Annotated in this window: 9 protein-coding genes and 1 pseudogene; 9 read left to right on the top strand and 1 reads right to left on the bottom strand. The window is 64.1% G+C overall.

Annotation, left to right across the window (positions count from 1 at the left end; translation table 11 throughout):
* The 8 genes and pseudogenes from D5S19_RS00190 to D5S19_RS00160 all read left to right on the top strand — a co-directional run.
* Nucleotides 1-187: pseudogene (locus D5S19_RS00190) on the top strand (hypothetical protein); the annotation flags it as partial.
* A gap of 238 nt (nt 188-425) precedes the next feature.
* Nucleotides 426-587, top strand: coding sequence for a hypothetical protein (locus D5S19_RS31845; RefSeq protein WP_158605444.1), 162 nt, complete (start codon nt 426-428; stop codon nt 585-587).
* A 705-nt stretch (nt 588-1,292) separates the two neighbouring features.
* On the top strand, nt 1,293-6,548 hold the full coding sequence (locus D5S19_RS00185; protein ID WP_120021296.1) for an ATP-binding protein: 5,256 nt from the start codon (nt 1,293-1,295) through the stop codon (nt 6,546-6,548).
* On the top strand, nt 6,545-7,702 hold the full coding sequence (locus D5S19_RS00180; protein ID WP_120021295.1) for a hypothetical protein: 1,158 nt from the start codon (nt 6,545-6,547) through the stop codon (nt 7,700-7,702). The genes D5S19_RS00185 and D5S19_RS00180 overlap by 4 nt, the downstream gene beginning before the upstream one ends.
* 684 nt (nt 7,703-8,386) lie before the next feature.
* On the top strand, nt 8,387-10,639 hold the full coding sequence (locus D5S19_RS00170; RefSeq protein WP_147397292.1) for a tetratricopeptide repeat protein: 2,253 nt from the start codon (nt 8,387-8,389) through the stop codon (nt 10,637-10,639).
* Nucleotides 10,531-11,460, top strand: coding sequence for a CHAT domain-containing protein (locus D5S19_RS00165; RefSeq protein ID WP_120021292.1), 930 nt, complete (start codon nt 10,531-10,533; stop codon nt 11,458-11,460). Before D5S19_RS00170 ends, D5S19_RS00165 begins: the two co-directional genes overlap by 109 nt.
* Nucleotides 11,461-11,568: 108 nt before the next feature.
* The gene (locus tag D5S19_RS31840; protein ID WP_158605443.1) at nt 11,569-11,718 is read left to right on the top strand and encodes a hypothetical protein; all 150 of its coding nucleotides are present in this window, start codon (nt 11,569-11,571) and stop codon (nt 11,716-11,718) included.
* A complete protein-coding gene (locus D5S19_RS00160) occupies nt 11,715-12,215 on the top strand; it encodes a hypothetical protein (RefSeq protein ID WP_120021291.1) in 501 nt (166 codons plus the stop codon). The genes D5S19_RS31840 and D5S19_RS00160 overlap by 4 nt, the downstream gene beginning before the upstream one ends.
* 346 nt (nt 12,216-12,561) lie before the next feature.
* Here the strand turns inward: D5S19_RS00160 and D5S19_RS33955 are convergent, their stop codons facing one another.
* Nucleotides 12,562-12,933, bottom strand: a complete 372-nt coding sequence (locus D5S19_RS33955) for an HNH endonuclease (RefSeq protein WP_233573625.1) — start codon at nt 12,931-12,933, stop codon at nt 12,562-12,564.
* Here D5S19_RS33955 and D5S19_RS32660 point away from each other — a divergent pair.
* Complete coding sequence (locus D5S19_RS32660) at nt 12,865-13,119, top strand: hypothetical protein (protein WP_233573626.1); 255 nt, start codon at nt 12,865-12,867, stop codon at nt 13,117-13,119. The genes D5S19_RS33955 and D5S19_RS32660 overlap by 69 nt on opposite strands.
* Nucleotides 13,120-13,261: the final 142 nt, after the last annotated feature.

Raw genomic sequence — 13,261 nt, 5'->3', positions numbered from 1 at the left:
CTACCTGCGTATTCACTCGACATGTGCGACCTCGTGTCGCACGGATCACTACCAGGTCCGCAAATACGCGGCCTGGTACCGGCACATCACCCTGTCCATGCTCGCCGCCGCGTTCCTCGCCACCACAACCCACGATGAACGGTCCCGCACCGAAAAGGGAGCACCTCCGACGCCACAGAACACCTGATTCCCCTATCCTGCAACGAAATCAGACGACTCTGGGCCATCCAGACCGACACCCCGCATCCGCAAGCACACACCAATCACTGGCCGCTATGGCGACGACGCCACCAAACCCGCGCTCGCCACAGCCACTACCAGCGACAACGCGACAAACATCCCAGACTGCGGCTGCCGTACTAGGCAGGACGGCGCTCGGTGCCCGTGCGTTCGAGATTGCGGCAAAAGCATACGAAGTAAGCGCAGTGTCGGGCGGCGAGCTGACTGTCGTGATTCGCCACAGCGGCGCTCTGTCAGATGCAGGCTTCACCGACGAGGCCCGCTCCATCGCCCGACGAGCAGAAGAACTGCTGACCGACGCGCCGCCCTCCTGGCTGGTCAACCTTGTCAAGAAGCAACGAGAGTGACGGCTAGGCGCCTCGGACAAGATGTACGACCCGACCGTTCTCGCCTCGATGAAGGGCCGTCCTGGAAAGAACGGCGAGGAGGGCTGTTCGGAGGTCGTTCCGTGGTAGGTCATAGCGGGATGGTGTCGGCGCGGAGTGCTCGGCGTTCGGGGGCGTTGCTGCTGCCGAAGGGTTTGATGGGGAAGCGGAACACGCCGGTGACATTGCGGGCTTTCAGCCAGGTCGCGGCGGCCTGTGCGGTGGGGACGGTGTCGAGCCCGAGTTGTGTGTCGGAGTAGGAGCCGGGGAGCGTAGCTGTGTCGCGGAGTTGACGTGAGGTAGGACCGGGATCTCGAGGAGATGATCGCCTGCGCGACGAACGCCGCCCACCGTGACCACAGCCGTGCGGTGTCTCGACAAAGCGGAAGCCCTCACCCAGCTGATCCCTGATCCAGAGCCGCGCTTCGACGCACTGGCCGGTCTGACGAGACTCGGCCAAGGCAGGGAGGACCGGAGGACGGCAGTGGCAGCCCACGCCTTGGCGACCTTGCGTTCCTTCCGGACAGGCCAGTGAGGCCGCGCGCAGGCCCGGCAAGCCCCGATCCCGCAAGCCAGCTGGTCGATCGCGCGCAGTCGACGTGTCGCGTCCGCCGCGCTCGCATTGGAGATGAGAAGATCGAGCCTGGCCAAAGACGCAATTCCCCAAAGACGCAATGGAGGTAGGCGGTGGGCCTTCGTCCAACCCATCTCGGCTACGCCTACCAAGACCTTCTGACCGCGATCCGCTTGGTCGACGTGATGTTGGGGCTGGCACCGACGGTGATCGTCGATACCAAGAGCCACAAGGGCGACCGGTTCGATGACATAACCTGTGAGTGGGCCGTCGGTGGCCGTCAGCGCATACAGATCAAGCACACCAGCCACGACGCCCGGGCGTTGACCACGAAGACCTTCTCAGAGGATGGTCGTAGTCTGCAACTGGGCGCGATCATCACCTCGGCCTGGGAAGACCTGCAGCAACATCCCGAAACCACGTACCGCATCGTGTTGCGCGACGTCAGTCCGGAGGAGGACGAGCTCACGACGGTGCTGCGGCGGTGCCGCCCTGGTGAGGATCCAGGGCCGGTGATGCACGGTGTGGCCAGCACGCGGATGCGCTTCGACGCCGACCGGTTAATGGCGTCAGCCCCGTGGCAGGCGGTCCTTGCCACAGTCGCTGATGACGTTGTGCGTCGCGTCTGCGATGTGCTCGTGGTGGATGTCGGTCTTCCGGCATGTTCATTGGACCTCCGCGCTCCCGGTCCTGCCGAGCAGGGGCTGTTGCGCCGGGTCTCCGATGAACTCGGTGCGGGTCGCCCGCCAAACAGCAACCGTTCGCCCGAGGACGTAGCGTCGGCGCTCATCGAAGCGGCCAAGAGCGCCCGCAGCCTGCAGGGCACAGTTACTGCGCAGGACCTGATCCGTCGGCTCGACCTGACCGTCGACTTCGGCGCGGTCCGCGAGGGCCATCCCGTTGACAAGAACACCGCGATCACCCGCCCTTCCGCCGTTGAGTCGGTGCTGGATGCACTCAATGAGGTCGCGAGCGAGGGCGGGGTAGTCACTATCACCGGCGGTCCGGGGGTCGGCAAATCATGGTTGTGCGAGCAACTCGCCGACCAATTAGGTGACGAGCGATCCATCGTCGCACGGCACCACTGCTGGCTGGGCGCTGCCGACTCCGATCGGGAGCGCCGAGTGCTCACCGAAGTCGCAATTGGCAGCCTGCTGCGCCAACTCGAGGCGGCGGCACCCGCAGCTGTGGCAGGACTTCGCCCCAGGTACGCCGCGACCCAAGAGACCCTCGCGGCAGCGGTGAAAGCGGTGCGCGATGCTGTACCTGAGCGTCGACTGATCCTCATCGTGGACGGGTTGGACCACGTCACCCGTGTACGTGGCCGTACTCAGGGTGCGGCGTTCGACACTCCAGATGATCCAGCCGCTCTCCTGGTCGAGGAGCTCTCAGCGGTGGAGCTGCCTCCGGGCACTGTATTGGTGGTCGCGAGCCAACCGGGCGCACACCTCGCATCAGTCAGCGGGGTCACCGTTTCATTGCCCCCGTTGGAGCGCGCTGAGGTCCACCATTTGGCGGACCGACTGGGCCTCCTCGCCGCAATCCACTCCGACTCGGCTGACGAGGCCCTAGAGGACATGACCGACGCGGCAATCGAACTCATCCACACCCGCTCACGGGGAAACGCCTTGTATGCCACCTATCTGTGTCGGCAAGCGCTCGGACCGTCCCCCGTCCTCGGAGGCGACGGCACCAGCCCCCAAGACGATCCGCTGGACCGGCTGCGTGACGTGCCTGCGACCGCCGACGACCTCGACGATTACTACTCTTACCTCCTGTCCGGGCTCACCGACGGTCAGCAGATGGCCGTCAGCCTGCTGGCAGTGTGCGATTTCGCGGTGTCGACCGACGAGCTCCGAGACATTTTCCCCGCGATCCGGCTAAGCCCCTCTGCCCTTTCCACGATCGCGCCCATCGTCATTCAGCAACCGGGACTGGGCGGCCTGCGCATTCACCACGAAAGCTTCAGCCGCTACGTCCGCGAACGCACCGATGCGGCAGGCCTCGCGCAGGTCCGCGGCGCGGCAGTGGCGTGGCTCACCCAGCGAGGATTCTTCACCGACATCCGGGCATTCCGCCACCTCCCCGAGCTACTCGTCGCCCTAGACCGCGACACTGAGCTATCGAGCTTCATTGAGCCGGATTTTGTCGCCAACGCCATCGCCGGGCTCCAGCCGCCCGCCACCATCACGCACGTGCTTCGACTCATCGCACGACGGGCTGCCGCTCGTCTCGACTGGCCGTTGCTCGTGCGCTGTGTTGAGCTGCGCCGCGCCGCCTACACCTACGAAACCGAACACATCTCCCAGACCTTGGTGGACTATGCCGATGTGATCGTCGCACTTCGCGGGGCCGATGCGGTGGCCGCCAGCCTCGTCTACGACGGGATGTCCACTGTAGAGCCGCGGTGGGGTCTGCAGCTCTGCTCTGCAGTGGATACCGCCGGCGCTGCCGCACCGTGGGACATCTACCTGGACAGGTGGGAACAGCACGGCCACCGAGACAACACCCACTACGGTCACGAACGCGACGATGACCTTGACCTGGTACTACAGCTCGGCTACCTCCGGCTGCCGAATCGACGAGCCCCCGATTTCGACGAATCCGGCGAGAACCCTCCTACGAGCAGGGAACAGCAGCTCGCCGACCATCTCGGGCGCGACAACCTGCCGCCGCTGCGACGTCTGCTAGATGTCTTCATTGCTGGACTAGACGCGCCGTTCGTGCTGAATGCGGCTCGGCTGGTCGTCGATCCGAGACGGCGCGCAGCCATCCTGCTGCACCTCGCTGACGTCGCCGCGGCGAGGAACCTCGGACTCCCGGCGGCCGATGACTTGGCCATGGAAGCATGGCTTTCGTCACCCACGACCGATCCGCTGCGGATGTTGCGCCACGGCATTCCCGCGGACAAGGTAGTCGTTGCCACCGCCGGATCAAACATGGACGCAGCCTTACGGGAGCTGACGGCCACCGTGCTTGACGAGGTAACCAGCACCCGACCCGAGGTACTCCGGCAATGGCTGACGCTGCTCAACCTCGCCCACGCCACGGATAGACAAGCACCACTGCGGCTCTTCCCCCGCCTCGAAGGCCCGGGCTTCTACCGTGCGTGGCTCCGATTCACCGCCACCACCGTCGGTCTCCGTGAAGACGTGGCGGCTGGCGCAACCTCCTCCGTGGAGGCGTCCACCACCGTCCGGGTCGCTTTGGAGCGCCTGGCGCAAGAAGCCGACCACTTCACCGGAAAGCCGCGAGCCTGCGACCTGTGGTCGATCCACTCCCTTGTCCACGAAGTCTTCGAGGACGCTCTCGCGCTCGTGATCGAACCAGATCTCGACGACACATTGCGCTCGCTGATCGCCATCAGCGACGGCACGACCACATCGCTGATGGGCATGGCCGGTTCAGGCCCGCTTACCATCACTGACCTGCTCACCATACTCGGCCGTACCGTGGACAATGCCGGGGCGGCGACCGTGCAACGGCTGATGAACCGACTGCGCAACGAACGCGAGGCAGGCGGCGCGACGTACCCCGAGTTCGCCCTCTTCGAGTTGGAAATGGCCGGAATCTGTCTGGCAGCAGGAGATCGCGAGGAAGCGCTCAAATGCTGGAAACGGTCCGCTCGATACGCGGCGTGCTACGGCAGCCACAAGGACCTGACCCTGCTCGAGCTTCTCGATCCCCTGCCAAACCTCGCCGCTGCCGACCTGTCCTCGGCACAGGCCCGGCTGGCCCGGATACGGGACGTCACTTACTTGGTGACGCAACACACCGATGGCCGCGAGACAAGACATTTCCCGCGGCAGTGGTGGGAACTGCTCGCCGACCTCCATCCCGAGGCAGCAGCCGTCCTCGCCGCGCAACACCTGCTGGACGATCCGGGCCTGGCAGATATCCGCGTCGACGCCGCGCAGCACCGGCTTCTGCGGAACCACCCGTTGGACGCCGACCCGGTGACACTTGCAGCGCTGCGGATCGCAGGCGGTTCGAGCGCGCGTGATCTCGACGCCGACGTCGCTCTGCTGGGCAGGCTCAACACGCTGCCCGCCGAGGACCCCGCACGCGCGGCCGGAGTGCTCTCCGTCCTCGCCAACGCCATCACAGCGACATACGACGATCAGACATTGCTGTACGCCTCCGGGGACGAAAGGGGTCCCGCCCCCTCCGCAAACCTGAGCGACGCGGCAGTCCAACTCGGCGGCAACGGCGTGCCGTGCTACCAGGTGACTCCGAGATTCGAGGAGTCCTCCTCACCACCGCACTCGTCTGGTCGTCACAACCGCCGCTGCGGGTTTGTCTCAGACCAGCAGCGACCAGAGTTGCGCTCTGGGACGGCGGGAGTCATATCCGTGGTTCGCCGCTACGTCCGCCAGCGGTATGACAGCGATGACGCCTCACCCCGCCGGGACCGGGACGCACTCACCAATATAGTGGGTTGGAAACTGGTGGAAACCGCAAATCAGAAAGGCACTGACGTCGCTCTCCGGTTCTTGAACCGTATCGCCGAGGCGTTCACCGGACTTGACGACAGCACGATGCTCGCTGAGGTCGCGACCGGGCTGGACCTACGGCGACCGGGGACCGACGACCGACTGGACCGCCTCGCCAGCACCGCCTACGTTCTCGCATTCACCAGACTCCGCGGCGGGGGAGGGTGGAAGACGTTCGCCGGACGAGATCGGGTGGACCTCTGGGAACGTGCGGCGACAATCGACGCAAACACCGCTGCGACTGCTCTTGCCAACCAAGTAGTCAGAGTCCTCGAAGGCAAAGGATATGCAACCTCCGGAATAGCCGAAGCCATGGTGGCTGCGTTCGCCGCTCACAGTCCGGACCCAACGCGACCCCGACCCGAGACCGCACTCGCCTGCTGGGACGCAGCCATGGCCACTATCGCCTACCGGGTGCCCGGAACCGTCAACGGTGAGTCTGAGGTGTACGACCCGGAAGCGCCTCTGGCGACGGGAGGCGAAGTCGATGTGGCACTGAGCAGGTTGATTCTGGCTACGATCACGCTGCCAGACCGAGCAGATCGGCGACGTGCGCTCGTCGCGACAACAGTGCTCCTGGCCTGCCGGCCGGTGCCAGCCCAGACAGCCGCCGCACACGTTCTGACGGCCGATCTCGGTGCCGGACCACTTACTTGGCTCCTGAGCGTCCTGCGCGACGGACTGCACGGCCGTAAGCTCCTAGACGTCCTGGTACAGCAGCTCAGCAGGCTCGCCCGATGCGACCTGCTGTCCGTACGAGTGCTCGCCGGAGAAATCCTGGAAGCAGCAGGTCATCACGTCCCCAATCCGCCCGCAACGACTGCCCATCCCACACTGTCCAACGCGCTGGCCAAGAACTTGACGTGGGAACAATGACGAACATCGACTACCGGCAATTGGCCAGCGATCTGGCCGACAACCTCCTCGCCGACCGATTGGCTGCCGCCGGTCGGCCAGCAGGGCTGCGGGACGCCGTCATCGAACTTGCGGTCGACGCGTTCGCCCACGGCGGGGTCGAGCAGCTCCTGCGCCAGCAACTCGACCAGCTGCTAAATCCCAACAGCAGATCCGAGCCGGACGCGTACCTGGCCGACGAAGCCGCCATCGAGGACGCCCTCCAACGCGCTGCCGCCGGCCTGCACACAGCTAACGCAAGAAACGGCGTGCTGCTGGACCCGCTACCCTTCGAGCGCAGCACCGCAACGCGCCTGGCAGACGATCCCAGGTTCGCGCTCCGGGCCGAACTGGCGCGGATACCCCGTCCCATCACTAGGCCTGATCCGCTGCACTGGTCACTCGAACCAGCCCCATGGGCCCACGAACGCGGCGAACAGCCGCCCTGGCCACCCGACGGCCTCAGAGCTCTGGCATCCCAGCGATGTCTCCCCGGCGGACCCGCGGCGCTCGCGCGGGTCGACAGCGGGCCGCATACCGACTGGGTACAAGTTGCCCTGATTGAACAACACGTGACCCCCGCTCGCAGCTACCCGGAAAGCCCAAGACGCCAAATCTTCGTCTTCCTCGGCATCGAGGTCACCGATCACGAACCGCCGTCCGCCTCTTTACCGCTCGGCTCGTCGCCATGGCAGCTCTGGACCACAACTTCGCGCCCACGTGACCTGTCAGCGTCACAGATCGCCTCTCAACTGGCGACCGTCGACTCGCCACTCGTAGCGTTCGTCGACAACGGCCGGAACAGCCCATGGCTGCGACGCACCGGCCCTGGCGCTCCGCCCTTCGCGCTCGTGCCCCTTGCCCCGCTCATCATCGTATTCGACCTAGTGCCGACCCCACGCATCTGCGGATTCAGCCTGAGCGACAGCAGGGGGCCTGCTCTCATCAGCCGCCATTGGCGAGGCCACCCCGTCCACGACGGCAACTATCAACCACTCTTCCCCTCGGTGGAAGGAACTGACCTGATCCTGCGCCCCGACCTGTTCGACCGCCTGAGAGCCCTCGCTGGTGAGTCCCGGATCCACACAGGCGTCGCTGCTTTCCACCAGCCCGGCGTCAACGCCGAGAACACCTAGGAAAGCGCGTCGACAGCCAGGCGAATGATCGCGGGGTCCGGCACGGTTGCAAAGAGGCGGAGGACCAAGCATGGAAGTTGGTCACGACCTCGTCGTCCCGGTAGCCACGAGGATCCGTCGCCTGCGGTCGAAGCTCCCGCCTCAATGCTCGCGCAGCGCGGTATCGGCATCAATTCAGCACCGTGATCAGCCCGATGAATGGACAACCTATAGAGCATCACGCCCGGGCTGGGATCGCCATCTTCGAAAGATCGAGTTATCCGTTCTCCGGCAAGTGCGAACGGACCCGGTCGGCCTCGAGTCGGTAGCCGAGGTCGCTCATCTTGTCAGCAAGCAAATGCAGCAGCGTTCTCCCGTCCAAGACCTCGGGGTCACGCGCGAAAGCATCTTGAGAGCGGCACGGATCCGCACACAGGGTCGTCTCGACACTGACGCCTCCCCCTCTGCCAAGTCCGCAGAGGACCAAGCTCAACCTTGCGGAATCTGAATCCAGATTGGGCAATATCCTGCGAAACTGCATAAGCTGACTTGATACATGTTATGAATTCGTACCTTACAGAGAGAAGCGGGAACCAGAATAAACCGGACACGTAAAACGATGCTGTTGCGATCCAGTCCGACTAAAAGCTACCCTTTTGGGTACTGCGTCGAGCACGGGTTCCAGGTTCGTCGTAGTTTTAAGCGATGAGCCATGATCTCACGCACGAAGCCCGGGTGGCCAAGGCAGGCCTCCTTTTTGAGCGCTACGACCTGCTGGGCGACCTCGCGGCACTGCGCCAAGCAATAGTAATCACAAAGCGAGCGTTGATCGATACAGTAGCTGGCAGCGCGGAGCAACAGGAACTGTCCGCAGGGCTCTGCATGATGCAGGGAAGGCTGTTCACAGAAACCGGCGATCGGCACGACGTCGACCTGGCTATTGAAACCGGTCGAGATTCGCTCCGCGGAGCGACAATCCAGGACCCAGACCTTCCTCGCAGGTCTTGGTATCTCGGGCTGATGCTGCTGCTTCGATTCGACCGAGTGGTTCCCAAGCAACAGCAGGACTTGGACGACGCTGTTCAGCATCTGAACTACACCGTCGCGAAGACAGCATTGGACGAACCTCATTGTGTACGCAGGCATGCCGATCTGGCCTCGGCATTGTCGAAACAGTGGAAGCGCACTCAGGAACCGGAGTACCTCGACCGGATGATCAGCGTCGGCCAGGCCGCGGTCGATAAGTCGGGTCCGGACGACCCGGAGTTGTCCCGGGCCTTCTTCCTCCTTGCGGAGGGAGTCCGGGAAAAGTACGCCCTTTCTGCGAGCAAGGCCGACGAGGCGCTCGCGACAGCGATCGAATCGTTGCGACGCATCACGTCAGCCACCGCAGAACACCATCCTGACCGCGCCGAACGATGGATCCAATTCGGCTTGGTGCACGTGGCTCGGCGTGAGCACGACGCGCTCGGTGACATCTCGGTTCTGGATGATCTCGTCCATGCGGTGGAACAGGTCGTCGACGCAACTCCGCAGGATGCCGTGGACCGTGCCGGCCGCCTAGGTTGGCTGGGGCGCGCGTTGCAGGATCGGTATGTAGCGGCGGGCAAGCGCCCAGACCTTGAAAAATGTATCGCTGTGGTTCAAGAGGCCCGCGCGTCAGCAGCAAGTGACACAGTGGACCGCATCAGCGCCGACTTGCTCGGCACCGCCCTCAGCATGCGTTTCGAACTGAGCGGGGACGAACACGACGTCGACGAAGCGATTGCCTTGTTCAGCTCGCTGGCCAGCCCTGGCCAAGACAATGGCACCGACCGGGCCGCAGCAGCTGCCATGTTAGGCAACGCATGGCGGCAGAAATTCGTTTGTTCAGGCGAACTCGCCTGTCTAGATCAGGCGGTTGATTTGCTTCTTCCTGCACTGACCTTCGTGCACGGCGACGAGATGTCCGAGCACGAGGGTTGTCTGATCAACTTGACCAATGCCTTGCTAGCACGCTTCGAGCACACCAGCAAAGCCGCAGACCTGACACTCGCTCTCACCGCAGCGCGCAGAGCGGTCAAGTTGGTACCCGAATCCCGTGAAGCCGTCAATGCGCTCGGTTGCGCGCTGATGCTGTCCACGAAACGAGCTGACAACGACGAAGCCGTCGAGCTGATGGAATGGCTGTCGCAAACCGAGCCACCAGGCTACCTCTCGGCCATCAGCGCACTGTCCAATCTCGGTGGTGCGCACCGGCATCGGTACCGCCATTTCGGCGATCCATACGACCTGCACCGATCAGTGGTCATCGGCGAACAGGTCGCCAAGACAACCACGGAAGCTCACCCGCAGCGTGCTGCCCATTACGCGAACTTCGGGATCGCGAAGCGCGCGCTGTACGACCAGAGCGGCGACCCCTCAGACTGGTCGGAGGCAGCTGCCGCGTTGCAGCACGCCGCCGAATCCGCCGGGACCGCTTTCGAGCGGATGCGTGGTGCCATGAACCTTGGGCTAGCGCTGGCGAAGCAGGGGGTCTGGGACAAGGCGACAGATGCATTCGCGAGAGCACTGAAGCTGCTGCCGAAGCTGGCCACTACAGACCAGCGACGCGGAACCCGCGAGCATTGGCTGTCCACGCTCAGTGGCCTGGCGCGCAACGCAGCAGCCTGCGCCATCCATCTCGGCGAAGCCGAACGTGCGGTGAGGTTGCTCGAACAAGGACGGGGCGTGCTGCTCGCCGAAGCCCTGGCGAGGCATGCGCCCGTACCGACCGATGACCGCGTCCTGGAACTTCCCGGCCCGGTCGTCCTGCTCAATCTCAGCAGGTATCGGTCCGATGCAGTTATCCGAAGCGGAGAAAGACCGAGGTGGTTCCTCTTCCACTGGCGACTCTGTCGGAAGTCGGCGTTCAGATCGAAAGGTTCCTGTGGTCTGCAAGCTCACGCCCCGGCGAGCCCGACGCTGACCGAGCGCTGACTGCGGTACTCGACTGGCTCTGGCTGGCGGTAGTCGAACCGGTCCTGAGTTGTCTGGGGTATGTGCAGACGCAGGGTCACCCTCCGCGGGTATGGTGGGTCCCCACCGGGCTGTTCGGCTTCCTGCCGATCCACGCTGCCCAGCGCCGCGAGACTGGAGCGATGGACTACGTCGTGTCGTCGTACGCGCCGACGCTGCGAGCGCTCCAGCGGACGTCGGCGAAGCTCTCAACACGTAGTCGTGCACTCGTCGTCGCGATGTCGGAGACTCCCGGCAGAGCCCCATTCCTGTACGCAGACGAGGAGGCCGACGCGGTGGCTGCGCACGCAGCCGAGGCCAAGATTCTCAGATCAGCCGAGGCTACCCGCGACAACGTCCTGGGCCATTTGGGTGACTGCTCGTGGGCACACTTCGCCTGTCACGGGGAAGGTAATGTCCTCGACCGGTCATCGAGCAGGCTGGTGCTGCACGACCACCAAACACAGCCTCTTACCGCAGCGGACATCAGCACGCTGCGCTTGGACAACGCAGAGCTCGCGTTCCTATCGGCGTGCTCGACAGCGCAACCCGGGATGCGGATTCCGGACGAAGCGATTCATCTCGGGTCAGCTTTTCAGGCCGCCGGCTTCCGCCACGTCGTCGCGACTCAGTGGCCGGTCTTCGACTCGATAGCAGCCCGGATCAGCCGCAACTTCTACCAGCAGGTCGCTGACGGATCCGACGGTCCCGCGCGAGCCCTGCATACGGCCGTGATGCGGCTCCGGAAGGACTACCCAGAGAGCCCGACGCGCTGGGCTGCGCACATCCACCTTGGTGGGTAGGCGACCCGCCGACGCCGCTTTACCTGTCCGGACAGTGCGGCCCGGACTAGTATTCCGCCGAGAAGCGAGGCACCCAGCCCCGCCCTGGAATCCGCACGGGAGCGCACTATGCCCGACGACACCGAACCCTCGGAGCCCGTCGAGGAGTTGAAAGGCCCGCCCGCCGATAAATCGTGGCTCGAGGTCGAACATGTCCGAGGAGGCGAGGATCCAGTTTTCGGCACGTTTATCCAGCAAGACCCCGGCGAACGCAAGTGAGTGATCAGGGCGCGGTCTATCTCGCGTTCATCGAAGGGGAACTGAAAGCAGAACGCGAGCGGAGGTCGGTCTACGACGCACGCGGGCAAGCGCTGGTCGCCACCTCAAGTGCCTTGGTCACGCTGCTCTCAGGACTGGCCGCCGTCGCAAAGGCCGGGACAACGATCCGTGTCCCGGCCAGTTCGACGGCTGTTCTGGTTGCCGCTATAGCGCTCTTCGTGTGTGCTGCGGCAAGCGGGATCGTCGCCGGGTGGAACCGACACTACGCGCTGGCATCGTTTACGACTCTGAATCGCATGTTGAACGAGCACTGGACCGATGACGAAGTGGACGCGCGCAACAATGTCGCGACCGTGCATGCGCTGACCGTGCGCACCCTCCGCCGAGCCAACGCCTTCAAAGCAGCATGCGTCAGCATCGGCCTCGTAGCGCAAGTTCTCGCCTTGACGGCCCTAGGAGCGACAGTCCTCATCGTGATCGGCGTCGCCTCGTCCTAACGACGACAACCCGAACAGAAGCACGAGAGTCCCGCTTTCCTCTCACGGAAGAACCGCCAGTACCGACGAACAGTATCCTGCGAGTGCGACCAATCGGATATGCCGGTTCTCGTAGCTCGTTTCGTCTAGGCAGCTGCAGTCGTGTGGGTAGTGTGTAACTCGCCCCCCGGTCGGATGGCTTAACCCTGCGGGGTGGGCGGATGGTCACAGCGGCCATCTGCTCCTTTGCGTTAAAGACCAGTTCCAGGCTGATCCCCTCCCGCCACACACACAGGCGAGCTGGGCTTGCGCTGATCACCTGCCGTTTGACATCTGCCAGCGCAGTGGACCAACGCTTACAAGTCGGCTACGCCTCACGGATGTGGTCAGAGGTTGTCACGGAACTACCGGCCGACGGTGGTCCATCACACTCGGAAAAGATGTGCTCGGTGAGCTCGCGATAGCGCTGGACTTCGGCACGATGTTCGGCTGCGCGACTTCCGAGCCGGGCAGCAGGCCCTGGAAGATTCGCCAGCTCGCGGATGCGGGGCTCGTAGTCGGGGTTGAGGCCTTTGTGGCATGTCCCGCAGAGTGTTACCAGATTCGTCTCGGTGGTTGGTCCGCCCATGCGCCAGGGAATCAGGTGGTGGACATGTAATTCCAGGTCGACATGATCACGTGGACGTCGCCCGCATATGACGCAGCGATAGTCATCGCGCTTGAGGACCTGGCCGCGCAATCGGCGGCTGGGGGCTCGACGTTCCGCGGCATCATCCTCCAGGTCATCGGTAACGAAGAACCCTCCCCCTCCGACCAGAGTACTGCCGTCCGGTGCGCACTCCTTCGGGCCGACCTCGTCCGGCATGTGCCGGTTGGCGAATTCCTCTTCGACGAGGGCGTCGCCACCGACTCGCATGAACAGTGAGGTTCACCCCGAACAGTGGACAGGGGCTTATGGGGTTTCAGGCAGCCATGCGGAGTGACTGCTCGAAGGTGTCGGGACTGAGCATCCCGATCGAGGAGTGCCGCCGCACACTGTTGTAGAACTTCACCCAATTGTCAACCGC

Source organism: Amycolatopsis panacis (assembly GCF_003600245.1).
In the GTDB taxonomy this organism is placed as follows: Bacteria; Actinomycetota; Actinomycetes; order Mycobacteriales; family Pseudonocardiaceae; genus Amycolatopsis; species Amycolatopsis sulphurea.
This window is presented reverse-complemented; position numbering and strand designations above follow the sequence as displayed.

Coding starts and splice junctions, on each gene's coding strand:
- D5S19_RS00180 (WP_120021295.1), top strand. CDS start 6,545: ATGACGAACATCGACTACCGGCAATTGGCCAGCGATCTGGCCGACAAC.
- D5S19_RS00170 (WP_147397292.1), top strand. CDS start 8,387: ATGAGCCATGATCTCACGCACGAAGCCCGGGTGGCCAAGGCAGGCCTC.
- D5S19_RS31840 (WP_158605443.1), top strand. CDS start 11,569: ATGCCCGACGACACCGAACCCTCGGAGCCCGTCGAGGAGTTGAAAGGC.
- D5S19_RS32660 (WP_233573626.1), top strand. CDS start 12,865: ATGATCACGTGGACGTCGCCCGCATATGACGCAGCGATAGTCATCGCG.